Annotated in this window: 23 protein-coding genes, 1 tRNA gene and 4 pseudogenes; 19 read left to right on the top strand and 9 right to left on the bottom strand. The window is 71.3% G+C overall.

What is annotated here, in order from left to right:
* Positions 1-151: 151 nt before the first annotated feature.
* Positions 152-721 (top strand): DinB family protein, encoded by a 570-nt coding sequence (locus tag UG55_RS09460; RefSeq protein WP_066065913.1) that lies wholly within the window; start codon positions 152-154, stop codon positions 719-721.
* A 22-nt stretch (positions 722-743) separates the two neighbouring features.
* Here UG55_RS09460 and UG55_RS09455 read toward each other — a convergent pair whose 3' ends face one another.
* Positions 744-1,238 (bottom strand): TspO/MBR family protein, encoded by a 495-nt coding sequence (locus UG55_RS09455; RefSeq protein WP_066065910.1) that lies wholly within the window; start codon positions 1,236-1,238, stop codon positions 744-746.
* A gap of 167 nt (positions 1,239-1,405) precedes the next feature.
* On the opposite strand from UG55_RS09455, the gene UG55_RS09450 reads away from it, so the two are divergent.
* The 10 genes and pseudogenes from UG55_RS09450 to UG55_RS09410 all read left to right on the top strand — a co-directional run bounded on the left by UG55_RS09450 (position 1,406) and on the right by UG55_RS09410 (position 13,152).
* The gene (locus UG55_RS09450; RefSeq protein ID WP_066065907.1) at positions 1,406-1,855 is read left to right on the top strand and encodes a helix-turn-helix transcriptional regulator; all 450 of its coding nucleotides are present in this window, start codon (positions 1,406-1,408) and stop codon (positions 1,853-1,855) included.
* A gap of 5 nt (positions 1,856-1,860) precedes the next feature.
* Positions 1,861-2,271: a VOC family protein gene (locus UG55_RS09445; RefSeq protein WP_066065927.1), complete on the top strand. Its 411-nt coding sequence runs from the start codon at positions 1,861-1,863 to the stop codon at positions 2,269-2,271.
* Positions 2,272-2,378: 107 nt separating this feature from the next.
* Positions 2,379-4,050 (top strand): annotated as a pseudogene (locus UG55_RS09440) (excinuclease ABC subunit UvrA); the annotation flags it as partial.
* A gap of 1 nt (position 4,051) precedes the next feature.
* A partial coding sequence (locus UG55_RS34530) for an ATP-binding cassette domain-containing protein (RefSeq protein ID WP_242424069.1) occupies positions 4,052-4,760 on the top strand: 709 nt, incomplete at its 5' end.
* A 435-nt stretch (positions 4,761-5,195) separates the two neighbouring features.
* A pseudogene (locus UG55_RS34525) lies at positions 5,196-5,327 on the top strand (enoyl-CoA hydratase/isomerase family protein); the annotation flags it as partial.
* Between the two features lies 1 nt (position 5,328).
* A partial coding sequence (locus UG55_RS09430; protein WP_242424068.1) for an enoyl-CoA hydratase/isomerase family protein occupies positions 5,329-6,041 on the top strand: 713 nt, incomplete at its 5' end.
* A gap of 268 nt (positions 6,042-6,309) precedes the next feature.
* Positions 6,310-7,458, top strand: coding sequence for a sensor domain-containing diguanylate cyclase (locus UG55_RS09425; protein ID WP_066065898.1), 1,149 nt, complete (start codon positions 6,310-6,312; stop codon positions 7,456-7,458).
* A gap of 48 nt (positions 7,459-7,506) precedes the next feature.
* Positions 7,507-12,363 (top strand): FtsK/SpoIIIE domain-containing protein, encoded by a 4,857-nt coding sequence (locus UG55_RS09420; protein ID WP_066065895.1) that lies wholly within the window; start codon positions 7,507-7,509, stop codon positions 12,361-12,363.
* A 158-nt stretch (positions 12,364-12,521) separates the two neighbouring features.
* Positions 12,522-12,791 carry a pyrophosphorylase gene (locus tag UG55_RS09415; protein WP_066065892.1) on the top strand — a complete coding sequence of 90 codons (270 nt, stop codon included), beginning with the start codon at positions 12,522-12,524 and terminating at the stop codon, positions 12,789-12,791.
* A 73-nt stretch (positions 12,792-12,864) separates the two neighbouring features.
* Entirely contained in the window at positions 12,865-13,152 is a 288-nt protein-coding gene (locus UG55_RS09410) for a hypothetical protein (RefSeq protein WP_066065888.1), read from the top strand.
* 54 nt (positions 13,153-13,206) lie between these two features.
* On the opposite strand, the gene UG55_RS09405 is transcribed toward UG55_RS09410, so the two are convergent.
* On the bottom strand, positions 13,207-13,854 hold the full coding sequence (locus UG55_RS09405) for a hypothetical protein (protein ID WP_066065924.1): 648 nt from the start codon (positions 13,852-13,854) through the stop codon (positions 13,207-13,209).
* Between the two features lie 103 nt (positions 13,855-13,957).
* Between UG55_RS09405 and UG55_RS45955 the strand changes: the two are divergent.
* Positions 13,958-14,102, top strand: a pseudogene (locus UG55_RS45955) (30S ribosomal protein S4); the annotation flags it as partial.
* A 1-nt stretch (position 14,103) separates the two neighbouring features.
* Positions 14,104-14,563: 30S ribosomal protein S4 (gene rpsD, locus UG55_RS09400; RefSeq protein ID WP_242424067.1), on the top strand; the 460-nt coding region annotated here is incomplete at its 5' end.
* A 45-nt stretch (positions 14,564-14,608) separates the two neighbouring features.
* Here rpsD and UG55_RS09395 read toward each other — a convergent pair.
* Positions 14,609-15,226 carry a hypothetical protein gene (locus UG55_RS09395; RefSeq protein ID WP_066065885.1) on the bottom strand — a complete coding sequence of 206 codons (618 nt, stop codon included), beginning with the start codon at positions 15,224-15,226 and terminating at the stop codon, positions 14,609-14,611.
* 4,777 nt (positions 15,227-20,003) lie between these two features.
* On the opposite strand from UG55_RS09395, the gene UG55_RS46920 reads away from it, so the two are divergent.
* From UG55_RS46920 to UG55_RS09380, 3 genes are all read left to right on the top strand, one after another.
* Positions 20,004-20,501: a bacterial transcriptional activator domain-containing protein gene (locus tag UG55_RS46920; RefSeq protein WP_396230852.1), complete on the top strand. Its 498-nt coding sequence runs from the start codon at positions 20,004-20,006 to the stop codon at positions 20,499-20,501.
* A gap of 107 nt (positions 20,502-20,608) precedes the next feature.
* Positions 20,609-21,139: a metallophosphoesterase family protein gene (locus UG55_RS09385; RefSeq protein ID WP_066065918.1), complete on the top strand. Its 531-nt coding sequence runs from the start codon at positions 20,609-20,611 to the stop codon at positions 21,137-21,139.
* A 121-nt stretch (positions 21,140-21,260) separates the two neighbouring features.
* A tRNA-Arg gene (locus tag UG55_RS09380) sits at positions 21,261-21,333 on the top strand.
* A gap of 92 nt (positions 21,334-21,425) precedes the next feature.
* Here UG55_RS09380 and UG55_RS34515 read toward each other — a convergent pair.
* From UG55_RS34515 to UG55_RS09365, 4 genes are all read right to left on the bottom strand, one after another.
* Complete coding sequence (locus tag UG55_RS34515) at positions 21,426-22,094, bottom strand: site-specific integrase (protein WP_242424071.1); 669 nt, start codon at positions 22,092-22,094, stop codon at positions 21,426-21,428.
* A gap of 32 nt (positions 22,095-22,126) precedes the next feature.
* Positions 22,127-22,442: phage integrase central domain-containing protein (locus UG55_RS34510; RefSeq protein ID WP_255360455.1), on the bottom strand; the 316-nt coding region annotated here is incomplete at its 3' end.
* A 245-nt stretch (positions 22,443-22,687) separates the two neighbouring features.
* Positions 22,688-22,897: a hypothetical protein gene (locus tag UG55_RS09370; RefSeq protein ID WP_066065877.1), complete on the bottom strand. Its 210-nt coding sequence runs from the start codon at positions 22,895-22,897 to the stop codon at positions 22,688-22,690.
* 252 nt (positions 22,898-23,149) lie between these two features.
* Positions 23,150-23,452 carry a hypothetical protein gene (locus UG55_RS09365; protein ID WP_066065874.1) on the bottom strand — a complete coding sequence of 101 codons (303 nt, stop codon included), beginning with the start codon at positions 23,450-23,452 and terminating at the stop codon, positions 23,150-23,152.
* Between the two features lie 125 nt (positions 23,453-23,577).
* Between UG55_RS09365 and UG55_RS09360 the strand changes: the two genes are divergently transcribed.
* Positions 23,578-23,946 (top strand): AlpA family transcriptional regulator, encoded by a 369-nt coding sequence (locus tag UG55_RS09360; RefSeq protein ID WP_066065915.1) that lies wholly within the window; start codon positions 23,578-23,580, stop codon positions 23,944-23,946.
* Positions 23,947-23,998: 52 nt separating this feature from the next.
* Here the strand turns inward: UG55_RS09360 and UG55_RS09355 are convergent, their stop codons facing one another.
* Together UG55_RS09355 and UG55_RS34505 are read right to left on the bottom strand one after the other, a co-directional pair.
* Positions 23,999-24,190: a helix-turn-helix domain-containing protein gene (locus UG55_RS09355; RefSeq protein WP_066065871.1), complete on the bottom strand. Its 192-nt coding sequence runs from the start codon at positions 24,188-24,190 to the stop codon at positions 23,999-24,001.
* Between the two features lie 30 nt (positions 24,191-24,220).
* Positions 24,221-24,499 (bottom strand): annotated as a pseudogene (locus UG55_RS34505) (replication initiation protein); the annotation flags it as partial.
* A 274-nt stretch (positions 24,500-24,773) separates the two neighbouring features.
* Here UG55_RS34505 and UG55_RS09345 point away from each other — a divergent pair.
* Both UG55_RS09345 and UG55_RS09340 read left to right on the top strand, forming a co-directional pair.
* Positions 24,774-25,082: an energy transducer TonB gene (locus UG55_RS09345; protein ID WP_066065866.1), complete on the top strand. Its 309-nt coding sequence runs from the start codon at positions 24,774-24,776 to the stop codon at positions 25,080-25,082.
* Positions 25,082-25,441, top strand: coding sequence for a recombinase family protein (locus UG55_RS09340; protein WP_066065863.1), 360 nt, complete (start codon positions 25,082-25,084; stop codon positions 25,439-25,441). Before UG55_RS09345 ends, UG55_RS09340 begins: the two co-directional genes overlap by 1 nt.
* The last annotated feature ends 879 nt before the right edge of the window (positions 25,442-26,320 follow it).

Genomic DNA, 26,320 nt, shown 5'->3' with positions numbered 1-26,320 from the left:
GGCGGTTCGAGGTCGTCGTCGACCAGGAGAGTGCCGAGGCCAAGGCAGCGCTCAGCGATGAACCAGCCGTTTTGTATGCCTGAACGATCACGACGCTGAACGCACCGGAACGCGGACCGAACCTGTCCGCGACAGGCGGCATGTTGGGGGCATGGCAGATCAGATCTGGAACTGGAACCCGCTGCTGCGCGAGCAGCTCTCCCTGCACTGGGCCGACCAGCTGCGCGGACGTCTCGACGGCCTCACCGACGACGAGTACTTCTGGGAGCCGGTTCCCGGTTGCTGGAACGTGCGCCCGCGGGGCACCGGCACCGCACCGGTCCAGGGCGGATCCGGCACGATGACCATCGACTTCGCGCACCCGCCAAGCGACCCGGCACCGTTCACGACGATCGCCTGGCGCCTCGGGCACGTGATCGTCGGCGCCCTCGCGATGCGCAACGCCGCGCACTTCGGGCGCACGCCCACCGACTACTTCTCCTTCGAGTACGCCCCGACCGCGGCCGCGGCGCTGGCCCAGCTCGACTCCGAGTATGCGACGTGGCTGGGTGGCGTCGAGGGTCTCGGTGAGGACGGCCTCGCTCGCCCGGGCGGCGAGGCCGAGGGGCCATTGGCCGAGCAGCCGATGGCGGAGCTGGTGCTGCGCATCAACCGCGAGGTCATCCATCATCTGGCCGAGGCGTGCCTGCTCCGTGATCTGTATCTGCACGGCCGGCGCTAGCCGCCGCACCGCGGCCGGGACGTCAGCCGGGCACGGAACCGGGACGGCGACCGCGGTTGCGGGCGGCGATCGTGGCGTTCAGCGCGGTGGCGAAGCCTGTCCAGGCCAGGTAGGGCAGCAGCGCCGTCCCGGCCCGGCGATCAGCCCGCCAGGCCCTGAGTACGAGGTTGACGTTCGACGCGTCCAGCGCGACGATTTCCGCCAGCGCGAGACCCGGGCTGCGGGCCCGGAAGAACAACGGTGTCCAGGCAGCGTTCAGAACGAGGTTGATCGCGTACGAGCGCCGGAATCGCCTGCGCTGGTCGGCGCCGGTGCTGCCGTCGAGCGCCCGGGCACCGGCCACGGCCAGCAAGGCGTAGATCGGGGTCCACACGGCGGGGAAGGCGGCCGGTGGCGGCTGCCAACCGGGCTTGTCCAGCGACCGGTACCAGGCGGAGTCGGGGCTGGTGGCGACCGAGCCCACGCCAGCGGCGACCGCGGTGGCGACGCTCGTCCTGACCAGGGTCGAACTGTTCATTCCGTTCCGGTACCCCGGTCGAGTGGTCCGGTACCCGATCAAGCACCTCCGGTGCCCGGTGGCGGCTGGTACCGATCGGCGCGGGACCTGCGCCCACAGTGCACGGACAGTAGGCGGCGCGCCGGTGGTACTGGGCAATTCCCGCGCGAGGTAGCACGATCGACCAGGTGACCAGCAGAGCCACCTCGGACCAGCACCTGCGTGACCTGGCCCGGCTGCGCCGGGTCCGCGACCGGATCGACCGGGAGTACGCACAGCCGCTGGACGTCGCCGCGCTCGCCCGCGGCGCGCACATGTCGGCCGGGCATCTCAGCCGCGAGTTCCGCCGTGCCTACGGCGAGTCACCCTACAGCTACCTCATGACCAGGCGGGTCGAACGCGCGATGGCGCTGCTACGCCGGGGCGACCTCAGCGTCACCGAGGTCTGCTTCGCGGTCGGCTGCTCGTCGCTGGGCACCTTCAGTACCCGATTCACCGAACTGGTCGGTATGCCGCCGAGCGCCTACCGGCGGCAGGCGACCCGCGCGGCCGTGGACCTGCCGGCCTGCGTGGCCAAACAGGTCACCAGACCGGTCAGGAATCGAGAAGCAACCGTGAGCGGTGTGCACCTAGCGTGACGGGCATGGACATCACCATTGCCTCGACGTTCCTCCCGCACTCCGACCCGGAGGCCTCGCTGGCCTTCTACCGCGACGTCCTCGGCTTCGAGGTCCGCAACGACGTCGGGTCCGGCACGATGCGCTGGATCACGGTCGGCCCGGTGGGCCAGCCGGGCACGTCCATCGTGCTGCGTCCGCCGGCTGCCGACCCGGGCATCACCGAGGACGAGCGCCGCACCATCGCCGAGATGATGGCCAAGGGCACCTACGCCATGATTGTTTTCTCGGTCAAGGACCTCGACAGCACGTTCAACCAGTTGCAGGCCGGCGGCGCCGAGGTCGTACAGGAACCGACCGAGCAGCCGTACGGCGTCCGTGACTGTGCCTTCCGGGACCCGGCGGGCAACCTGATCCGCATCAACGAGTTCCGCTGAGCCCTCGCCGGCCGGCATCCGCTCACCCGCCGGCCGGATCGGACTGGACAGCAGCCCGATCCGGCTGGTCACCGGCCCCACCTCGCAGGCTGATGGAGGAAGTCACAATGAGCACCGCCACCCGGCCAGGTGCCTCGACACCGGCCCCGAACCCCGCCGACAGCCACGAGCTGATCCGGGTGCACGGCGCGCGGGTGAACAACCTCAAGGACGTCAGCGTCGAGATCCCGAAGCGCCGCCTGACGGTGTTCACCGGCATCTCCGGCTCGGGCAAGAGCTCCCTGGTGTTCGGCACGATCGCGGCCGAGTCGCAGCGGCTGATCAACGAGACCTACAGCGCGTTCGTGCAGGGTTTCATGCCGACGATGGCGCGGCCCGAGGTCGATGTGCTGGAAGGCCTGACCACCGCGATCATCGTCGACCAGCAGCGGATGGGGGCGGATGCCCGCTCCACCGTCGGCACCGCCACCGACGCGGGCGCGATGCTGCGCATCCTGTTCAGCCGGCTCGGGCAGCCGCACATCGGCCCGCCGGGCGCGTTCTCCTTCAACGTCCCCTCGGTACGGGCGAGCGGCGCGGTCACGGTCGAACGCGGCGGGAGCCGCACCGTGCGGCAGACCTTCACCCGCACCGGGGGGATGTGCCCGCGCTGCGAGGGCCGGGGCGCCGTCTCCGACATCGACCTCGCCCAGATCTTCGACGAGTCCCGGTCGCTGGCCGAAGGCGCGATCACCGTGCCGGGCTACAGCGCCGACGGATGGTTCGGGCGCATCTTCGCCGCGGTGGTGCCGGGTGACGTACCGATCGCCCGCTTCACCAAGAAGCAGCGCCAGGAGTTCCTGTACGGCGAAGCCCGCCGAATCAAGGTCGACAACGTCAACCTGACCTACGAAGGGCTGATCCCGCGGATCCACAAGTCGTTCCTGTCCAAGGACATCGACTCGCTGCAACCGCACGTCCGCGCCTTCGTGGAACGGGCGGTCACGTTCACCACCTGCCCCGACTGCGACGGCACCCGGCTGAGCGAGGCGGCCCGGTCGTCGCGGATCGGCGGGGTCAACATCGCCGACGCCTGCGCTATGCAGATCAGCGACCTCGCCGTCTGGATCCGCGACCTGACCGAACCGGGCGCGGCACCGCTGCTGGCGACGCTGGCCCACACCCTCGACTCGTTCGTGGAGATCGGACTGGGCTACCTCTCGCTGGACCGGCCCTCGGGCACGCTGTCGGGCGGCGAGGCACAGCGGGTCAAGATGATCCGTCATCTCGGATCGTCGCTCACCGACGTCACCTATGTCTTCGACGAACCCACCACGGGTCTGCACCCCCACGACATCCAGCGGATGAACGGTCTGCTGCTGCGGCTGCGGGACAAGGGCAACACGGTGCTTGTCGTGGAGCACAAACCGGAGACCATCGCGATCGCCGACCACGTCGTCGACCTCGGCCCCGGCGCCGGCACGGCGGGCGGCGCGGTCTGCTTCGAGGGCACCGTCGACGGGCTGCGGGCCAGCGGCACCATCACCGGCCGCCACTTCGACGACCGGGCCGCCCTGAAGAAGGCGGTGCGCACGCCCACCGGCACGCTGGCGATCCGGGGCGCGAACACGCACAACCTGCGCGACGTCGACGTCGACATCCCGCTCGGGGTGCTTGTCGTCGTCACCGGTGTCGCGGGCTCCGGCAAGAGTTCGCTCGTCCACGGGTCGATACCGGCCGAGGCCGGGGTGGTCTCGATCGACCAGAGCGCGATCCGCGGCTCCCGGCGGAGCAACCCGGNGACGTACACCGGCCTGCTCGAACCGATCCGCAAGGCGTTCGCGAAGGCCAACGGGGTGAAGCCGGCGCTGTTCAGCTCCAACTCGGAGGGAGCCTGCCCCGGTTGCAACGGGGTCGGTGTCATCTACACCGACCTGGCGATGATGGCCGGCGTAGCCACCACCTGCGAGGAGTGCGACGGACGGCGGTTCGGGGCGGCGGTGCTCGAGCACCGGTTCGGCGGCCGGGACATCAGCGAGGTCCTCGCGATGTCCGTGGCCGAGGCGGAGGAGTTCTTCGGCTCCGGTGAGAGCCGCGTACCGGCCGCGCACACGATCCTCGGCCGGCTGGTCGACGTCGGTCTCGGTTACCTGGGCCTCGGCCAGCCGCTCACCACGCTGTCGGGCGGCGAGCGGCAGCGGCTGCGGCTGGCAAACCACCTGGGTGAGAAGGGTGGCATCCAGGTCCTCGACGAGCCGACCACCGGTCTGCATCTCGCGGATGTCGAGAAACTGCTCGCCCTGCTCGACCGGATCGTCGACGGGGGCAGATCGGTCATCGTCGTGGAGCACCACCAGGCGGTGATGGCGCACGCGGACTGGATCATCGATCTCGGCCCCGGTGCCGGCCATGACGGTGGCCGGATCGTCTTCGAGGGAACGCCGGCCGATCTCGTCGCCGCCCAATCCACCCTCACCGGCGAGCATCTCGCGGCCTATGTGGGCAGCTGATCGAGGACTTCGTCCCGGTTGTCGCACGGTGATGCCTATGCCGTCTACGCGGTGAGCCGTCGCGCGGCTGCCGTCGACGGAGTCGTCAGGGCGACTCGTGGCACCGCCGGAAGCCTTCAGGGCTGTAGCACGGTAGGTGTTCCTGCTCTCTCATCACATCCTGGCCGATGTCCCTCGTCAGGTAGTTGAGAAAGCTCGCCGCGAGGGAGCCAGGGGACGGCTGGCCGTAGGTGTAAGCGTATTCGACAGCCACGAAGGGATAGGCGCCGCCGCCGATCACGCCGATCGCGCCGGATTCCGGAAGCGGTCGCGAGCGAGAGGCGGGCTCGGGCGGGCCGGGGCGGGGCGGGGCGGGGCCGAGCCGACAGGCCGGACAGGCAGGACAGGCAGGGCACGGCGGGCCCTGCCCTGGCAACGCGACGGAGGCGGTTTCGGATGGGCTCGACGGTGCTGTTGGAGCAACACGGCGCGATTTCGATCGTGACGCTGAACCGTCCTGGGCGGCGCAACGGTGTCACCACACAGATGTGTGCGGAGCTCTACGAGACCCTGCGGCCGCTTCCGGCCNGTGAGACCCGCGTTGTGATCCTCCGCGGCGCCGGTGACGACTTCTCGGTGGGCGCCGACCTCGCGGGCGGGGAATCCGCCAACGACGCGACACTCGAACGTCTCGGTCCCGTCTACCACGCCGCCACGCTGCTGCATTCGATGCCGCAGATCACCATTGCGGCCGTCGACGGCGGCTGCGCCGGTGCGGCCATGGGGTGGGCCTGCGCGTGTGACTTCCGGTTCGCCTCCGACCGGGCGAGGTTCGCCACGGCGTTCCTCAAGGTGGGGGTGTCCGGCGACATGGGGCTGGTCTGGTCACTCGTCCGCCTGGTGGGCGCGGCGCGTGCCCGCGAACTCCTGTTCTTCCCGGAGAAGGTGCCCGCGAGCGAGGCGCTCTCCCTGGGTCTCGTCACCCGGCTCTTTCCAGCTGCCGCGCTGCACGACGAGGTTCGCGCGCTGGCCGAGGAACTCGCCGGGCGCCAGCCTTTCGCGCTGCGGGCGATGAAGGCGAACATGCTGTCCGCGGAACGCTCGGACCTCGCCGAGTACATCGAGGTGGAGTCGGCGCGCCATCTGCATGTGACCGCCAGCCCGGCATTTCGCGCGGGGTTCGGCGCGCCCGCCGGCCCGCCCGGCCCTGCGACGCACCCCGGCCCTGCGACGGACCCCGGCGCCGGAACCCATCCCGATACCGCAACGCACGCCGGTCCGCCCGGCGCCGGCACGTCCTGACCGTTCGGCTGGCATCCCCGGCGGGGCGGCCGGATCTCACCGATTGGTTGCCGCTCAGCCCACGGAGAGAACTTCCCGAGAACTACGGGAAAGCATCGGTCACACTCCGGAGAAGGCTTTGTCGGGCAGGGCCTCTGCCTGCCGTCAAGGATCGCGGGTATCGGTCCGACCACCGTCAGGCCGCGGAGGGTCCCTCTGCCGGCCGGCGGAGGAGTCGATGTCCCGGCGCAGCCGCGGTTTCCATCTCCCGGGAGGGGAAGCAGAACCGGTGATCACCGATGATGTGGCGGCCGCGGTCCTCGACTCGCTGCCGTCCCGGATCGCTGTTCTGGGGCCGGACGGGACGGTGGTTCGCCTCAACGACGCCTGGCGGCGCAGTGCCGCCGCGGGGCTCGCGGTCGTCCCGGTCCGACCGGGCGCGAGCTGGCTGGCCGCCTGCGAGGCAGCCGGGAAGAGTGCGGCGCCGCTGCGGACGCTCGCCGCACTGACCCGCCGGATGCTCAACTCCCGGCGCGACCAGGTCCACGTCGAGATCCCCGTCGCGACTCCCCGCGGAGAGCGTTGGGTGGACGTCAGGATCAGGGCTCTCAGCCGGGGGGACGGACTGGTCGTCGTGGTCGACGACATCACTGACCGCCACGGCCAGGAAGCGGGCCTTCGGCATCGCGCCACTCACGACTCGGTGACGGGGCTCCCCAATCGCGTTGCCCTCCGTGATCTGATCAACAATGCGTTGGGCCCGCGGAAGGCGACGCGTCCGGGCCAGGCCACCCCGTCCGAACGGTCCATACCCACCGGACCGGGAACATCCTCCGAACGGGGAGGTGCATCGGGCGGGTCAGCGTCACCGTCACCCACCTGCGCGACCTCGGCACGCCAGCCGGCCGGGTCTCCGACCACGGCGCCCGAGGCCGTCGACCTGGCCGTCCTCTTCCTCGATCTTGACGGGTTCCGTCTGGTCAACCACAGGTTCGGCTACCCCGTCGGCGATGGTGCGCTGCGGGCGGTGGCCCAGCGGTTCCGGGAGGCACTCGGCTCCGATGCGCTGCTCGGCCACTGGGGTGGCGACGAGTTCGTCGTGGTGGCAACCGGGACTACCAGGCCCGCCGTGGCAGCACTCGCGGAGCGGCTCGGCTCGGCTCTGTCCGAGCCACTGCCCGTCAGCGACCATCAGATCCGTCTCACGGTCAGCGTCGGGCAGGCTTTCGCGGAGGGGGTCCGTTCGGGCCATGAGGGAGCCACGCCGGCGGCGACCCGCGACCCGGATGACACCACCGGCTCGTCCCGCCCGCGGCCACCGATGCCGGATGCGGAGACCCTGGTGAAAGCCGCCAGCGAGGAGATCGTGCGGGCACGAGCCACGCGGGAGGCCTTCTCCGCGCGGCAACCCGGGCCAGAATCGGGCACCTGTTCTTAAAAAGTCACACAGCGCGATGATGTCGCTTCCGGCTGTATTGTTCCGGCCATGTGGATCACGTGCAGCGCGGCGTTCCCAACTGGGTCCGACGACGGCCATCCGCCGCCCGTCACCGGACCCAGCCCGGAACAGCCAGCCGTCCGCACCGTGCTCATCCGGGCCGAAGCCGGGACGAGCGTGGGCGCGATCGCCGCCGCCCTGGCGACAACGCTGGCAACGGACCAGAGCGGGTCCGCGCGGCCCCCTTCCGGTCGTCACCTCCCGCCCACCGCGGCACGGCTCGCGCGTGAACCGACGCCGTCGATCCATGTCGACGGCGTCGAGGTCCCCCCTGAGCGGCGGCTCGACGCCTCACCTCTCCGCGACGGATCGCTGGTCGGCCTTGGTTCGCCGCTCGGCCCCGGGTGGCGGGAACCGCTCGGCCTGCTCGATGTTCGGGTCACCGGAGGCCCGGGCGCCGGGATGGTGCACCGGCTCGCGGCCGGTGAATACGGCGTCGGGGCGGATCCGCTGGGCGGCGTCGTCCTGTCCGATCCGGCCGCGCCCCCACGGGCGCTGGTCCTGCGGGTCAACGTCGACGGATCCTGCTCCCTCACCCCTGCCGACGGGGTCGACGTATGGATCGACGGCTGTCACCGCACCGGGCCCGTGTTCCTGTCTGCCCGGCGGTCACCGAACGACCGGGTGGAGCTCGCCGTGCGGGTGGCGGCGACCTCACTCCTGCTGACCGCGCCCGACGAGCCGGACGCGTTGCTCCGCCCGGGTCGCCCGGGATCGACGCTGGAGATCAGCCGGGAGCCTCGGCTGGCGCGGTGGCCGCCCGATGTCCGGTTCCGCCTCCCGCCGCTCCCGGTCCCGCAGCCGGCGCCGCCGCTGCCGGTGCTGGCCGCGATCCTTCCCGCCCTGGCCGCCGGCGGCATGGCACTGCTCCTCCAGGCCCCCTACCTGTTGCTGTTCGCCGCCCTAGCCCCGCTGTCGCTGCTGGGTTCCCATCTGGCCGGCAGGCGTCACAGTGCCCGCGACCACCGGCGAGCGCTCGCGGAGTACCAACTCGCCCGAATGGAGGTCGACCGCGCAGCCGCCGCCGCGCTCGATCAGGAGTCGGCCGTACGCCGCGAGGCGCACCCCGATCCCGCGGCGGTGCTGCTGCGCGCGGTGGGCCCTCGGCGCGGGCTGTGGGAACGGCGCCCGGAGGATCCCGACTTCCTGCGGTTTCGGGTGGGCACCGGCGACGTGCCCAGTGGGGTCACCCTGGAGGACCCCGCCGCGCCGGATCACCGCCGAACGACCCGGTGGATGCTGCGGGAGGTACCGGTCACCGTCGCGATGCCCGAGGTCGGCGTACTCGGGGTCGTCGGCACCGCGGAGTTCGCCAGGGTGGTCGGGTTCTGGCTCGTGGCGCAGGCAGCCACCTTGCACAGCCCCCGAGATCTCTCCATCCACCTCGTCGTCGGTCCCACCGCGGCGGCGGACTGGGAGTGGGCGCGGTGGCTGCCGCACTGCCGGCCGGCCGACGGCCCGCCGGGCGCCGTGCTGATCGGCGCCGACCCGCCAGGCCGAGCCCGGCGGGCGGAGGAGCTCGCGCGCCTGGCCGAGGCCCGGATGCACCCGGCCGAGGAAACCCGCGGCGGCGGGGTCGGCCGGGGGCACTCCGAACCGGCCGGTCCCCCCGTACTGGTCGTCGTGGAAGGCGCCGCGGCGCTGCGCGGCGCACTGATCCCACTGCTGCGCTACGGGCCGCGAGTCGGCATCCACGTGGTCTGTCTGGAGCCCGACCCGCGGCTCCTCCCGTCCGAATGCCAGGCGGTCGTCGAGCAGATGCCAACGGGGGCGCGGATCAGGCATCGAGGGCAGGCTGGCATCGAGGGCATCCGGCCGGATCTCGTCGGCGCCGCCGTCGCGGCCCGCCCGGCGGCGCCGACGAGATCCGCCGGAGCGGGTGCCGCGGGAACCTCGGCCGGCGCGGAGAGTTCGTCCACGCGGACCGAACCCGGCGGATCTGGCCGCACGACCGCGGCGGCTCGCTGGTGTGAACGGCTGGCACGCTCGCTGGCCCCGATTCGGGACCCCGGCCACCGGGAGGCCGGCGAGGCGAGGATCCCGACGGGCATCAGGCTGCTGGACCTGCTCGGCCTTGACCCGCCCACCTCCCGCGCGCTTGCCCCGCGCTGGATCGACCAGGAGGCCGGAGCCGCCGCGCCGCTCGGAGTCGCCCTGTCCGGAGCGATCAGCCTCGACCTGAGTCGTGACGGGCCGCACGCCCTGGTGGCGGGAACGACAGGGGCGGGCAAGTCGGAACTTCTCCAGTCCCTGGTCGCCTCGTTGGCCATCCACAACCGCCCGGATGAGATGACCTTCGTCCTGGTCGACTACAAGGGCGGCAGCGCGTTCGGGGACTGCGCCCGTCTTCCGCACACGGTCGGCCTGGTGACCGATCTGGATCCGCATCTGGTCGGGCGCGCCCTCGACTCGCTCGGGGCAGAGCTGCGCCGGCGCGAAACGCTCTTCGCCGCCGCGGGGAGCAAGGACCTCGACGACTACCGCCGGCGCAGCCGGAACCGGCCAGACGACGGCGAGGCACCCGAACCGCTGCCACGCCTCGTCGTCGTGGTGGACGAGTTCGCCGCACTCGCCCGTGAGCTTCCGGACTTCGTCACCGGGCTCGTGGGGCTTGCCGGGCGAGGCCGTTCACTGGGCATCCACCTCGTCCTCGCGACCCAGCGACCGGCCGGAGTCGTCTCGCCGGAGATCCTCGCCAACACGAACCTGCGGATCGCGCTGCGGGTCACCGACCAGGCCGAGAGCATGGACGTGCTGGGACTTCCGGACGCCGCGCTCATCCCCGTCTCGGCACCCGGCCGGGCGATCCTGCGGGCCGGGCAGGGTGCGCCCGTGGTCTTCCAGACGGCCCGGATCGGCGGGACGCATGATCTCGACGAGGCAGCGCGTGCCGGGGCGACGGCCGGCCCGCTCGTCATCGAACTGCCCTGGCCGCCATTGGACCGGGCCTCGACCGTCGCCGTCCAGGCTGAAGGAGAGGAGGGCAGGCGGCGCCAGAAGATGCTGACCGCGGACACTCCGGACGAGCCGACGGACCTGCGCCGCCTGGCCGACGCGCTGCACGAGACCGCCCGGGCCTGCCGTGTTCCGCGCCCGCGGCGGCCCTGGCTCGCGCCCCTGCCCACCAGAACCACGGTGAGCGCCCTCCCGCCGGTCGGGCCACCCGGCGACCCCCACGGCGTGCCCGCCGTACCCCTCGGGTTCGCCGACCTGTGCCGGGCGCAGGCGCAGCCCACCTTCGCCCTCGATCTGGAACGCGGATCGCACCTGCTTGTGCTCGGGGCACCCCGGTCGGGGCGGTCCACAGTTCTGCGCACCCTTGCCGGGGCAGTCGCCCTCACGGCGTCGCCCGCGGACGTCCACCTGTACGGCCTGGACTGCGGCAACAACAGTCTCGGCCCGATCGCTGACCTGCCCCACACCGGCGCTGTCGTGGCCGGCACCGAGGCCGAACGGGTGCACCGCCTCCTGGCCCGGCTGACGCGGGAGGTCGGGCGGCGGCAGGACCTCCTCGCGCAGGGCGGCTACGCGGACCTGGCCGAGTCGCGCCAGGCCGGACTCGGTTCGACCGTTGCGGTGGCCTCGGAGCAGACGCCCTCGCGCGAAGACCTCTCGTGGGAAGAGCGTGGGCCCGGCATCCCGAGGCTGCCATACCTCCTCCTTCTCCTGGACAGTTACGACGGTTTCCTGGCCCTCTTCGAGGATCTGGACGGCGCGGTCGCCGTCGACCGCCTGTTGGCCCTTGCCCGGGACGGTCCCGCCGTCGGGCTGAGGCTCGTTGTCACAGCCGAGCGGCGGGGGCTCACCGGGCCACTCGCGTCAACCATCGGGCAGCGGCTGATCCTGCGTATGGCGGAGCGCGCGGATTACAGCCTCGCGGGTCTCGCCAGCCTGCGGATTCCCGACCTGCTTCCACCCGGGCGCGGCTTTCTGACCGGCGGGATGACCGGATCACCCGATCGAGCGTGGGCCGAGGCCGACACACCGGTGGAGATCCAGGTGGCGCTGCTCGCCGATGACCCGTCCGGCCTCGCGCAGGCTGGTGCGCTGCGCCGGCTGGCGATCCATGCCAGGGAGTCCCCGCGCAGCAAGCGGGCCGACTCACGGCCGTTCCGGATCGACGTACTACCCGCGCGGGTCAGCCCGCGCGACCTCGCCGCCCTGCCGCATGCCGGTGCCGGAGCCGGAGCCGGAGCCGGGCAGCGCCGCGCTAGCCGAGGGCTCTCGGTCGTTCTGGGGGTAGGTGGTGACGAGCTGGCACCCATCGACATCGACCTCGCCACGGACGGGCCCGGCTTCGTGATCGCCGGCCCGGCCCGTTCGGGTCGCAGTTCGGCGCTGCTCGCCATCGCGCGGGGTCTCCTCACGCACGGGTGCCACCTGACGGTTGTCAGTCCCCGACCGTCGCCCCTACGTGGCCTCGCCGGGCAGGGACCGGTCCAGGTCGTGGAGGACACCACCAGCCCGGGACCGCACCGGCTCGACGAACTGCTACCCACCGGCCGGCGCACAGTCCTGCTCGTCGACGATGTCGAACTGGTTACCGCCACTCCGCTCGGCGAGGCTCTCGCGGGCGTCCTGCGCGGTGCCCGCGACAGCGAGCAGGGGCTGGTCGCCGCCGGCACCACCGAGGAGCTGATCACCCAGTTCCGCGGACTCGTGGTCGAAGCCCGTCGTTCCCGGTGCGGACTGCTACTGGCCCCGGGCGGCCCCGTCGAGGGCGATCTGTTCGGCGTGCGGCTTCCGCGCCCCCTCTGTCATCCCGCCCCGCCGGGCAGAGGCGTCCTCGTGCAACGGGGTCACATCCGACCGATACAGGTGATTGATCTGTTACCGGTCGAATAGTGCGCCCGGATTTTGAGGGAGATGACTTCATATGTAGACAAACCAGATACGGACGGTAGCATTTGCCTGCCGACGTCAGACGCATCACACCATCACCAACGGGTGGAAGAAGCCCCGCCGCTCGTACCTCCGGCCCCTGCCCCAGGACGGACAACACCATGCGCACCGTCACCACGCCCGCCGCCCAGAGCGCCGCCAGCCAGATGAGCAGCCAGCTCGTCGATCTCCAGAGCACGACGGCCAATCTCGTCGCACGGGGAAACGCACTCGCGGACCCGGCGAACTGGGAGGGCCCCAAGGCCCATCTCTTCCGCACCCAGATCTGGCCGGAGGTGCAGAACACCCTGTCCGCACTCCAGGCGAACCTGGCCGATCTCGCAAGGAGCGTGACCGAGATCAACCAGCGAACTGCCTTGGCCGGCAGCTAACACGCTGTCCAAGTTGACTCCCAGCCTCCCGCTCCCCCATCCCAGGAACGCCCCCTTGCCCCAGGAGGACGCGATGACGACAGGTTCAGGTGTGACCGTCCGTTCCACTCCACAGGCGTCGACCGCGGTCGACGATCTCGCCGGTCTCATCAACGGCCCGCTCCTGACGCACTTCGACGGACTGCGCGCCACCGCACGGATCCTGCTGGAGCCGGAGAACTGGGACGGCCGCACCGCGTCGGAATTCCGGATGTCGATCTGGCCCACCTACGAGCGCGCGCTGACGGACGTGCACATCCAGCTCGACCGGCTGCGGGTGAGGCTCGCGGAGATCCAGGTCGATATCCAGTCCGCCGGGTAGCACCCCGGGCGGGGCACCGTGGCATGCCGGTGCCCCGCACATCCCTGAATCGGGTCAGCCGTGTTCGGCGTCGGCATCGCTGCCACGTAGCAGGTCCATCACCTCGGCGGTGTCCAGGCCCACGCACCCCGACCTGGTCCGAACCGTCGCCTCGGCGAGATCGACCTCCAACAGCATCCAGGCGCTGCCGAGATCGAGCAGGTCCGGAGTCGGATGCCGTGCCGTGAAGGCGAGCGCGAGTTCCGCGACGGACTGCCCGGGCACCGGCGCGACCCAGCCCGCCAGGGCGACCGAAGCCCATTCACCGCCGCTCACGGCCACCGGTCCACAGATCTGGAACCGGCAGGCCTGGTCCTCGGTCCCGAGGAGACGTCCGACCGAGAACGGGGCCAGCAGGATGAGCCGAGCCGCGGGGGTGACCTCGAACTGCCCGAAGAGGTTCGGCTCGGGCGAGGAGGCATGGCCGCCCGGCGCGGGCCCGGCGGACGCCGGGTCGGCGTAGACGAGGTCGGCCGAGGCGGTGTCGGACGAGGCTGTCGCCGCACCAGCGGGGGTGATCACCGCAAAGCGCAGGCCATGAACCAGAGCGCCGCCCCACAGGACAAGGCTGCCGTACGGAGCCGCGCCGACCAGCTCGCGCGCAGCCCGTCCGTTCGCTTCCCAGGCGTCCGGAACCTCCTTGCCCCATGTCGCCTGCGTCACCCCGGGCTGATCGATCGTGCCGTCCGCCACTGCTCCACCACCAGTCAGTCCACTATGGTTAGGTTCGCCTAATTTAAGGACACCTAACCTAAGGGAGGACGCTTTGCGCCACAAGCCCGTCGCCAAGCTCAGCCGCAGCATCGGCATGCCGCTCACCGACAAGGCCGCCCGCTACTTCGAGAACCGCCCCTACCCACCCGGCCCCCACGGCCGCGGCCGCAAGTCCATGTCGCCCTACAAGGAGCGCCNGCGGGAGAAGCAGCGGCTGCGGTTCCAATACCACATCAGCGAGAAGCAGCTCCAGCGGGCGTTCGACCAGGCGGATCGTGGCTCCGGCCGGACCGGTCACCTGCTGATCGAGGACCTGGAGACCCGCCTGGACGCAGTCGTGCTGCGGGCTGGTTTCGCCAAGACGATCTACCAGGCCCGCCAGTTCGTCAGCCACCGCCACATCCAGGTCAACGGCGACCGGGTCGACCGTCCCGGGTTCCGCGTCCAGCCGGGCGATGTGGTGACTGTCACGACGCGCAGCCGCACGATGGCGCCGTTCCGGATCGTCGCCGAGACCCAGCCGACCGGCGCCCCGCCACCCACCTACCTCCAGGTCGACCGCGGCGCGCTGCTCGCTGTTCTCAACCGGCGGCCGACCCGGCCGGAGATCCCGGTGACCTGCGACGAACAGCTCGTCGTCGAGTACTACGCCCGCTGACGGACCACGCCGTGCCGCACCGCGCCGCGCGCCACACCACCCGGCTCAGCGTGGCTCATGGACGAATCTGAAGGTCGAGGTGACCGCGTCGAACAGGTCGTGCAACGCGACTGCCAGCGCGGTGTTGGGGCTGGCGCAGGCGATCACCGCGACCCGGTCGAGACCCGGGACCGGAACGGTCGTGCGCATCACGAGCTGCGAGATCTCCTCACCGTCCGTCGACCGCTGTGGTTCGACGCGGACCGTCCGGGTGGCCCGGCCGACGGCGGGGAGATCGACGGGGCCGAAGCGATGCCGGAACCGGTCGGCAAGCTCGACCGCGGCGGCGTGCTCCTGCCGTGGCAGGTCCGGTATGTGCTGGCTCGTGGGCCGAAGGCACACCATGACGCAGGCGGAGAGGCCTGCCCCACGGACATCCTCGATCATCACCGCACAGTAGACCGCGCCCAGTCTGTCCGCCCGGGCGGCGGCGTCCCGCAGGATCCGCGCGATGGACGATCCCTGCCCCGCCAGCACCGGATCGTCACGTGCCCGGTCCCTGGCCATCTGTGCGATCGCGGCCGGGCTTCGGGCCGCCTGGGTGTCCAACACGAACCAGCTGTCCGGCACCGCTATCGAGAAGCGATCTGGTTTCCCCTGCTGCCCCCATGTACGCCTCTGCACTCTGGTCGTCCTCTGTTCGGGCCTGGCTATCGCTCGGGTCCGGCTCGCAGCCTGACCCCGACGCTCGGAACGCTCATCGGTACTGGTTTCGCACTTCAGCACGCCACGATCGGCCCTGGGCTTCAAACAGGACAGCTGGCAAAGGTATGCACAATCGATACAAAAGGTTCCGAATCGGGCAACAGGCCACACCCGGACGACGTGCCGCCGGTGGAGGCGGACGCGCCCACGCACGGCGCGAGCAGGCAAATCCATCGCCCCGGACGAGTCGCGACAGTCAGCAAGCCTGTGTCATTCGTGTGAACGTCGCGCCGGACAGATCGAAATATGACCTGTAGTGAGCCCAGACGTGGTGGACTGTTACAGTGTGAGCCAGACGGGCAATTCGCGACCGGCCGCCGGCAACACAACGGCCAGCGACACAACGGCCGGCAACACAACGGCCAGCGACAAGGTGGGCGGCGGCGCGCGCCACGGCGGCGGTTCCGCTGCCGCGCTGCTTGCGCTCGCTGTCGGCGTTCCCGTCCTTCTCCTCGCCCTCAGCGGTACACCCCTCTCGGCCGCCTTCGGCGATTCCGGTGCCCTCACCGGCGACTTCGGCGCGCCCAACCTGCTGCGACTCATGGTGCTGGCGGCCTGGCTGCTCTGGGCCCACTTCATGCTCTGCGTCCTCGCCGAATGGCGGGCCGAACGGCGCGAGACCGGTCTGGCCCCGCGCGTTCCCTTCGGCGGTGGCAGTCAGCTGCTGGCCAGGAGGCTCGTCAGCGACACCCTTCAGCTCGCGGCCTCGCGGAGCGGCGCGAGCGCCCGGCCGGGTTCGGGGCATGGCTCCGCGGTCCGGGCCCGTTCCGGTCAGCGGGCCCACGGCACGGGCCGTGGCGGGAGCACCCACCGCCGCGGCGGGCGCGCCGCGGCCAGGCCCACGCCGGCCCCACCCCGCCGGGGAGTTCCGTACCCAGAGGAACAGGGCCGGCTATCACCGACCCCGGGGGGCGGTGGACACCCAGCCAGAGCAGGGGGGACGGCGCCGGTGGCCGGGCCGCTGCGCCGATCCGACCCGGCCGCCATCTCGCGGCTCGCTCGCGGGCTCACCGCACAGCAGGCCGGCCGCGGCGGGTCGAAGCCCGCGGCGCAGCCCACCCCACCCGCCTACCCCGCGGAACCCTCCCACCGCGACGGATCTGATCACCTTGGCGGATCCGCCGACCGCGAGGGGCCGACCGGACCGACCGGAGCCGCGGTCAGGCCCGCGGGCGACCGGACGGCGGGAGGCCCGCCCTCGGGTCGTCACGACGTCCCGCGAGGCCGGCCCACGACCTCGGCCCGGCAGCCGGCCGCAACTTCACCGGCCCCGACCCCACCGGCCGCCGCGGCGACCACTCCGCTTCCGATCCCCGCGGGTCGGGTGCGACGTCCGCTGCCCGCACCCGCCAGCCGCCCGGCGGCTACCCGCACGCCGGGCTCCGGGACAGGTGACGCCGGCGGGATCCCGCCCGCCGCCGAGGTCGAGGCCAGGCGGTACCGGTGGGACGAGCAGGCGTCCGCCCCGCGCGAGCTGACCGCGGGTGAGGAAAACCCGGCGGACCTCTTCCCCGACGGTGTGGACGTCAAGTTCTGCGAGGTGCGCCCGACCGACGGGCGCCAGCACGACACCCTGTGGGCGATCGCGCGACGCCTGCTCGGCGACAGTCTCCGATACCGCGAGATCTTCGCCCTCAACGAGGGCCGGATCCAGCCGGATGGCCAGATGCTGAGCAAGCCCGCCCTCGTCGCCCCGGGTTGGGTGCTCCTACTCCCCCCGGACGCCCAGGGCGACGAGGTCCGGACGATCCGGGTCCCGCACCGGGAGGCGTCCTGGGTCCAGGAAGTCCACTCCCACTTCTCCAGCCAGCGCCAGGCTGAGGCAGGCCAGTCGACGGGCCAGGACAGCACAGCCGGACCAACCGGATCAACCAGACCGGCCGAGGCGGGCAGATCCGATGGAGCCGGTGGAGCAGGCGGCTCGGGAGGGTTCGGCGGGCCGGCCGCCGGAGCACGACCGGCCGCCGCCACCGGTTGGCCTGGCGCCACGGCCGGGCAGTCGGTGCCCTGGCCTGGCACGGATGCGGACGACGGCCTCCGGCCCCCCCGCGGTCAGAACGCCGACCCCGCGGCGACCGGGCCGGGCCGAACAGGCGGAACGGGCGGTGGCGACGGTGGCCGGGGCGGGGCGGGGCCAGGTCACCGGCCTGGCCGGGTCGGTGGTGGGCGGGGAATCAGCGGCGCCGCCCTTCTCGCCGCCGGCGTTCTCACCGCGCTGACGAGGCGCAGGTCAGGCGACGCGAACCCAGATCCGTTCTCCGCCGAGGTCGAGCACGCCCTCCGGCTGGCCGCGGATCTGCCATCGGCCCGCTTCGTCGACCGGTCGCTGCGGTTGCTGTCCGCCGGGCTCACCGCCCGCGGTCGCCCGCTGCCGCCGGTGTACGCCGCGCTCCTCACCGACTCCGCGCTTGTCCTGCACATGGCCCCCGCCGTCAGCGAACCGCCGCCCAGCCCCTGGCAGGTGGGCAACAGCCCCGGCTCGTGGCGCATCGAACGCAACGCCGACGCGCCGGACGGACTCCCGTTCGAGGCCAGCGCCAGCCTCTCGCCGGACGTCCCCGCTCCGTACCCGGCGCTGGTCACCGTCGGGCGCGACGACACCGGTTGCCGCATCCTCATCGATCTTGAGGGTGCGCCCGGCATCATCGCTCTCACCGGCGACCCGGCGGCCGCCAGCGAGGCAGCCGTCTCCGTCGCGGTGGAGCTGGCGACCAACATCTGGTCCGACGACCTGCGAGTCTGCCTGGTCGGCTTCGCGGACGACCCGAGCCCGATCGCCCCCGGCCGGTTGCGGACATCCGCCAGCCTGTCCGATGTCCTCGACGAGCTGGAGGCCCGCGGGCGACGGGACGGCGGCTGGGGCGACGAACCGGGCGCAGCCCTGCGCGGGCGGCAGGCAGCCCAGGTCCAGTCCCTGTGGTCGCCGGACCTGCTGGTCCTGGCGGGCCCGCCCGCATCCGTGCACGCCGAGCGACTGGCCCGGCTCGCCAGCGGACGCGACGACACCGTCGGTGTACTGATGGTCGGCGACAGCCCCGCGGCGCGCTGGCGGTTCGACGTCCGGGCCGATGCTCGGATGTCCCTCGGTGTCCTCGGGGTCGAGGTCAACGCCCAGACCCTCGCCGCGGCCGAGTATGCCGCGGTGCTGGCGATGTTCCGCATCGAGGCCCGCGAACGCGGCGCGGCCGCCCCGCGCCGCACCTGGGCCGGCCCACCAGACCGTGGTCCGGCCGCCGTCCACCGTCACACCGAGATCCACGACGGGACATCGTCCGACACCGGATCGCATGATCCGCTCCCGCCCACCGCACCTGACGCACCTTCTACTGCCCCCGCAGCCCCCGCAGCGCCGGGCAGGCGCGATACGGGTGCCACGGGCGGGGTCCCGGCACGAATCCCGCCGCCCATGCCCGCGGGCGGACCGGAGGGGACCCGTCCACCTCGCGACGCCGGCTCGATTCCCGGAGTCGTGCCGTGGACGCCACCGGGCCCGTCCGTCATCCGCATGCCCATCGACGCACCGCCGGGACCGGATGGCGTCGCGCCGCCGGCCGCGGGAGCGGGGGCTCCTCCGGCCGGTTCTCCCCCCGGGGCCGCGCGCCCCACGGGACGTCCGCGAGGCGTCGAGGAGCAGCCTCCATCCAGCTACCTGGCACGCCCGGACGCACCGGCCGTACGACCGACCGACGTCCCGAAGGTCCCGCGGACGCTGCTGCTTCCCCCGTCCCACGGACAGCAGCAACCGACGGACCACAGCCAGCCGGCGCAGGATCCCGAGGCTGCGCCGTATCCCGCCCCGCCCCAGCCCACGGCCTGGCAGCAGCCCGAATACCAGGAGGTCCCGGAATCCGGGACAGGCGACTACGTCCAGTGGGATCGCAGCTACCCTCCACCACCGGCGACCCCGCCGCCACCGTCCTCCCCGCCGCCGAACGAGCTACCGCCCCTCCACACGGCTGCGCGCCCCCTCGACTCCGATCCGTCCCAGCACCTGGCACCACCTCCGGCGCCGTCGACAGACCAGACAGGTAGCCGGTACGGGAGCGGCAGCTATCCCGCGGAGGGCTCGGCGGCGTACCCCGCGGAAGGCCCCGGAACGATTCAGCGCCCGGGCAGCACCTGGTACCCGGAGAGCGACGGCTATACCGACACGGGCACAGGCAGCTACGCCGCCGGCGATGTCCACGAGGCCGGCCAGACTTACGGGAACGAGGCCGGCCAGACCTACGGGAACAGCGACGCCGCCTACGGGACCAGGGAGACATACGGGGACAGCGGCGCGTACGGGGCCGGCGGCACGTACGGGGCCGGCGGCACGTACACAGCGGGCGACCAGCAGGCAGGCGACGACCCGCGCACCAGAGATGACGTCCTGGCCACCNTGCCGCGTCTGGAGCCACACCCCTCCGGCGCCGCCGAGGCTGAGGTGCGGGTGCTCGGTCACCNCTCCCTCAGTGCGCCGGGACGAGTTCCGCGCGACCAGGCCGAGCTGCTCACCGAGATCGTCGCCTTCCTGGCACTGCACCGGGACGGTGCCTATCTCGACGAGCTGAGTGACATCCTCGGCATACCGATCGCCCCAGATGAGACCACATCCGGACCACCAATCCTCGCCGCGCTCATCGCCGCCCGCACCTGGTTGGGAGTCGACCCGGACGGCAGACCCCGCCTACAGCCCGCAGCGGACGGACTCTGGGTGCTCAGCCCGGACGTCCGCTGCGACTGGGAACTCTTCGTCGCCTACACCCATCGCGCGGCCCGGCCCGACGACGCCAGCGACCCCCAGTCCGACCTGCGCGATGCCCTGAGCCTGATCAGCGGGCCACTGTGGTCCGACCTGCCCGCGGGCAGATACCAGTGGGTCGGGACGACCCCGGTGGAGAGCACCATGCGGGACGCCGTCATCGACGCCGCCCACCGACTGGCCTCACTCAGCCTCGAACGAGGCGACACCATCACCGCCATGGCAGCCTGCCGCACCGGCCTGCGCGCCGTACCAGCTGCCGAGACCCTCTGGCGCGACCTGCTGCGCACCGTCGCCGCCCGCGGGGACCGCCGGACGCTCGAAGCCGTCGCCGCCGAGTTCTACCGCGCCGTCGCGGCGCGGCCAGGCCGCGGCGGCACGGTGACCGAACCGGAGACGGACGCGCTGATCCAGGAACTGCTCCCCGGCTTCCGCCGGCGACGCCACTGACCACCGCGCACAGCCCTTCGCTGACCACCGCGCAGCATCGACGCCAAGCTCGACCGCGAGAGGCGGCAGGGGCGGCAGGCGCGGCCGAGAACGCGAACACTGTGGGCATGCGTCTCGTTCTGCTGGCTGACACACACGTTCCAGCACGCGCCCGCGACCTGCCCGAACAGGTCTGGTCCGCCATCGACGAAGCCGATGTCGTGATCCACGCCGGCGACTGGACCAGCCCAGGCCTGCTGCGCAGCGTCACCGACCGTTCCCGCCTCCTCCTCGCCTGCTACGGAAACAACGACGGGCCGGAGATCCGCGCCGCCCTCCCCGAGGTCGCCCGGGCGACGCTCGACGGACTGCGACTCGTCGTCGTGCACGAAACCGGCCCGGCCGCCGGCCGCGAGAACCGGCTCGCCACCACCTACCCCGACGCCGACGTGATCGCTTTCGGGCACTCCCACATCCCCTGGGACACCACGACACGCCCCACCGCCGGCCGCGCGCTGCGACTGCTGAACCCCGGCTCCCCCACCGACCGACGACGCCAGCCCCGCCCCACCTACCTGACGGCAGCCATCCAGCACGGCGCCCTGACAGCCGTCGAGCTGCACTCGCTCCCACTACCGACGTCCGCAGGCCGCCGCTGACAGCCGATCGGAGCGACGTGCTGGAGCGTGATCGGGCCCCGAAGACAACCCAGGGGGCCGTTCGTAGCTCCCTCTCCGGGTGCTGTAAGCTGGCGAAGCCGGCCGCGAGAGTGACCGGCAGGCGCTCGTAGCTCAACGGATAGAGCATTTGACTACGGATCAAAAGGTTGGGGGTTCGAGTCCCTCCGAGCGCACGTCAGGTTGAGACAGGTCAGAGCCCCGCAGCCCCCATCCAAGGCTGCGGGGCTCTGCCGCTTTGACAGCCTAGTTGACAGCCAACAGCCTGTCAGGCCCCCTCAGCCTCGGTTGGACCGTCCTCCGTGTCCCGGTTGTTCTCCGCCGGGAACCAGCCATCCAGCTTGGACGCCGCGTCACCGTGGACGGTGTCGACCATGTCCACGTAGATGTCCATCGTGGTCGACAGCATCGTGTGGCCGAGCATCCCCTGAATCTGCTTCCAGTCGACGCCGAGCGCGTAGGCCATCGTCGCCGCCGTGTGCCGCAGGGCGTGCGGGCCGAGGTGGGGCAGGCCGGCACGCTGGCACAGCTTGGACAGGTGGGTGTTCAGGCCGCGCGGCTCCATGTGCGTGCCGACGGTGCTCGGGAAGATCAGCCCGTGTTCCTTCCACCGCTTCCCCGCCGCCTGCCGGTGCGCGTGCTGGGCGGTCCGATGCGACTGGAGCACGGCGACGCACCGAGCCGGCAGGGTGAGCGTGCGCGTTCCGGCCTGACTCTTCGTCGGGCCGACCATCAGCCCCTGGACCCCGCGGACGCGGGTCACCTGACGTTTCACCCGCAGCGTGGACGCCGATTCGTCGAGATCCGACCAGCGCAGCGCCAGCGCTTCCCCGCGGCGCAGGCCCACCATCGCCAGCAGCACGTACAGCGCGTAGAGCCGGGTGGACTTCGCTTCGTCGAGCAGCCGGAGCCCGTCATCCTTGCTCAGCGCGGCCACCTTCCGCTTCGGCTTCCGCGCTTTCGGGACCNGCAGCGTCTCCGCCACGTTCCGACTGATCTTCTCCGTGATGACAGCCTCGTTGAGCGCCTGCCGCAGGACCGAACGCAGCGTGCGCATCGTCGATGTGCTGTACCCGTCCGCCGCTTTACGGTTCAGGAACCGCTGAAGATCCTCATGCTTCAGCTCGACCAAGCGATGCGAGCCGAGCCCCGGCGAGATGTGGTTGTTCACCATGTCCCGGTAGTTCGACTTCGTGGATTCCGCCCGCTCCGACGGCTCCACGATCTCGTCCAGCCAGTACGTCAGGAAGTCCGCGAAGCGTGAGCGCCGGTCGAGGGTCGCCAACCCGTCCGCCTTGCTCTGCCGCTCCTTCCGCTGCTCTTCGACCGCTTCTTCCTGGGTCTTGAAGTAGCGCNGCACCCGCTTGCGCCGGCCGTTCACCACGCCGTAGTCGATCTCGATGACCCAGCGCTGACGGTCCTCACGCCAGTACACCGAGCCCTCACCCTGCGCCCGGCGGTTCTGCTTCCTCTTCCTGCCGGCCGACCCGTCCGGGTTGTCCTCGTCCCCGCGAGGTTCCTGCCCGGTCATCAGGCCACATCCAACGGGTTGCCGTCCGGCCAGGTGATGTTGTCGCACCAGGCGCAGCCGTACAGGCTGTCGCCCATGTCGCAGGCGAACTTGTCCTCCCCTTCCGGCTGTGGGTAGTGACGACCTTCGCCACGTTCGGCGCGTTCGAGGTGCTCGCGGAGCGCCTGTTGCAGGCTCATCGTGCGGGGTTCGTTGTCGTTCGTGGGCATGACGAAGACAGCTCCTTGCCGAAAGAAGAACGGGAAGGGGCACGCGGGCCGCGGGTGGCGTCGCCCTGTGCGGTGGGGTTTCCGTTCTCTGGCGCGGGAATGGTCTGCCGGGGCGCCGGCCGCGTCCAGGGCGCTTCGCGTCGCTACGCGATCGGCCTACGGCCGACCCTGGACCCGTCCGACACCCCGACAGCTTCAAGCGCCACCAGAGGACGGAAGAAAAATGGAGGGGTAGAGCAGGCAGAGGAGCCGCTACGGGAGCGGAACGCTCGCCGCCGCCGGTCCCGCCGAGGGATCCACAGCCACCGGGAGTCCGGCCGAATCCCCGGGCACCTGCCGGAAGACGAGCACCGCGTTCACATCGCCGAAGTGCTCCGTGAAGAACGCATCCGCGGGCAGCGCGCCGAGCACCGCCACCAGGTCGCCGACATCGGCCCCGGGACGGATCGTCAGCACCAGCTCTCCGGTACCCCGCTCACGTGCCGCGATCAACGGGGACTCGCCGCCACCGGGGGTCCGCCACGCGCCGAAGCCGCCAGACGAGAAAATGGGCATGGGTCTCAACTCCTGTGCAGTCAGGATTGGGATCAAGGTCCCGGTGGGTGTTGGCGCACCCACCGGGACCGCTACCGCCTACAGTAGGCATGAGGCTAATGGCTCGTCAAGCTATGATGTGGCTCATGTCAACGATCAAGCTCATGGGCGCGGCGGAGATCGCCCAGATGCTGAACGTGAGCCCGTCGCGGGTTCATCAAATCCTCCGTGACGATGTGGCCTTCCCTGAGCCGGTAGCCGTCCTGAGCATGGGAAAGGTCTGGAACGCCGAGGACATCGAGAAGTGGCACGCCGCACGCCAGGCGCCACGACCAGCCAAGAGCCAGGGGCGACCGGATCAGTGGACGTTGGATGACCTGCACCAGGCACTTGATCGCTATGAACGAATACTCGTGTCCAGCGGACGAACACCGAGCACGATCCAGACCTACGTAGACCGCCCCCGACGCTTTCTGCGATGGCTGGCTGGCGACTACGACCCACTGAACACCTGACAGCAGCCGGCCACGGAGACGCGGCCGCTCCCTGACCGGGCACGGGCATCGGTCAGGCAGCCTGGTCCTCATCGAGGCCCCGCAGCCGCCGGACGTAGGCGTTGAGCGCAGCCCGCGGGATCCGCCGGGACCGGCCGATCCGCACCGATTCCAGGGCGCCCGTGGCGAGCAGTTCGTACACGGTGGTCCGGCCGATCGCGAGGATCTCCGCGGCTTCAGCCGGAGTGAACAACAGCTTGGTCATCTGTCCCCTTTGGACCGTCACGGCAACGGATCAGGCGGCGTTCGCGGTCATGGGTGGACCGGTTGCCGGAAGCCCGCCGGAGGCTGGACGCCGATCCCGATCGAGCTGTGCCCGCCAGGCGTGGCGTTGCGCGACCGCCTGGAGCAGCAGGTGTTCACGGCGTGGTGCGGCCGGGTCGCCGGGGTGGAGCAGCGTCCACGCCGTCCGGGTTGGGTCCTGCCCGCCGGCCGGACCGGAGCCGGTCTGCCCGAGCGCTTCGAGCTGCTCTCGAACCCAGGCGAGCCGATCGGCCCGGTGATCGGTCAACGTGGTTGTCAACCGTTAACCCTTGGGCAGCAGCACTGACTGAGGGCACGTTCATCACGTGATGATCGACGTGACGCGGCAGTTCGTCTCCGCGTCTTCCGCTGAATGACCCCTCGGAGAATCTGCCGGTGACATTCTTCCGGCTTCCTCGAATCGCCGGATTTTCCGGCACCCGGCGGGTATCATGAAAGGGAATTGAATAAAGCGGCCCGGGATGGTGCTACCAACACCAGCCCCGGGCCTTGATTCCCATCCTGGGTGAACAGGAGTGGAACCCATGGCCATGATGCCATACGGGACGATCGGTGATGGCCGGTCCCGGTTGAACCTGGTGTTGCAGGCGCATCCGTCGGAGGATGCGGAGATTCAGTTGCCCAAGCACACCCGGTACGCCGCGTTGCGGCCGGTGCTGGTGCTGCCGGGCGGGGTGCAGGTGATGGTGGACCCGAACGCGCCGTTGGACGTGGCGGGTAAGTGGTGGGACACCCTGACGGTGGCGGGCACGATGGCGAGCCTGTGGTACCGGGCTCAGGTCTCGGGGTTCCCGGGTGGCCCTGGTCGGCACCGTCGGGACGGGGGCCAGTGATGGCGGGCACGGTGCGGGCGCTGAGCTTCACCCGACACACCGGTCCCGGGGACGGCGCCGGACAGCGTGAGGTGTTCACCTCGGCGTGCGCGGCCCGGGGCTGGACTGCTGGGGGTGCGGTACGTGAGTTCGGGTCGGGGCTGCGGGCCTGGTGGGCGGCGCTGGGGCTGGTCCGCGCGGGCCGCTATGACGTGGTCGTGGTCGACAGCATCGACCGGCTTGCCGAAACGGAAGCGGGCCGGCTGGCGGCTCTGGAGATGCTGCGCTGCGCCGGGGTCCGGCTGCTCATGGTCCAGGAAGACATGGACACGGACAACCCGGACTGCCGTGAGCTGGTGGCCTCGCTCCTGGCGGCGTAACGCTGCGTAAGTCTCGAACGGCCGGTAACCCGGATCGCGGTTACCGGCCGTTTCCGCGTGTACGGACACGCGCCGCGCGACGTGGGGTCACCTGCGCCGCGTGACGTCGGCGGTAGGGGCGTGGGTGGCGGCTGCCTGCGAGTCCGGCACCGCCCGTGCCAACCCCCGGGGGGATCTGTCTTCGGCCCTCCCGTTTTTTCGTCCCATCCCCCATGGGTGCCGCTCGTAGCGGGCTGGTGGCGGTGTCAAGGGTCGCCCGTAGGGTGATCGGCTTGCCGACGGGCGTAGCCCGCCCTTGATGGCGTCGCCAGGCCGTTAGACCATTCGGCACAACGGGGAATGGGCATCTTCCGTGAGCCGCCGTGCGACGCGCACCTACCCGGTTGCGCCCGGCAATCCGGTGTTTCTCGGATCTCGCGGTCTCTGGGCGTAGCCCTCGGATATGGGCCGCCCGTAGGGCGTCCTTCTCTATCGCGAACCGCAGGCGCAGACCTTAGGACGTACAGCGGGTGGCCTGCCGCTCCGACGGGCCGACGCACCGACACACCCGGCAGGCCGACGCTCCGGACGGGGTGCCGACCGGAGGGAGGCGGGGCCCCGGGCCGGGTGCGGCGAGCCGGCCGGGCGTGGCGAGTGCGGCGCGCACGGCGTGTGCGGCAGGGCGCACGCGCGCCCCGAAGGGGCGCCTTGAAACCCGTACAGAACATTAGCGATGGCGATCATGCCCCGGTCATGCCCGGTTGGTGATGCACATCGGTGATGCGCTTGCGTCAGGGTCGGATGACTCCATCTGGCCAGATGATGCGGACCAGATGGCCGTGGGAGCGGGCATACTCGACGACATCGGCCGTGCCGCCGGGTCCCCTGCCAGGCTGCCCG

This window comes from Frankia sp. EI5c, assembly GCF_001636565.1.
In the GTDB taxonomy this organism is placed as follows: domain Bacteria; phylum Actinomycetota; class Actinomycetes; order Frankiales; family Frankiaceae; genus Parafrankia.
This window is presented reverse-complemented; position numbering and strand designations above follow the sequence as displayed.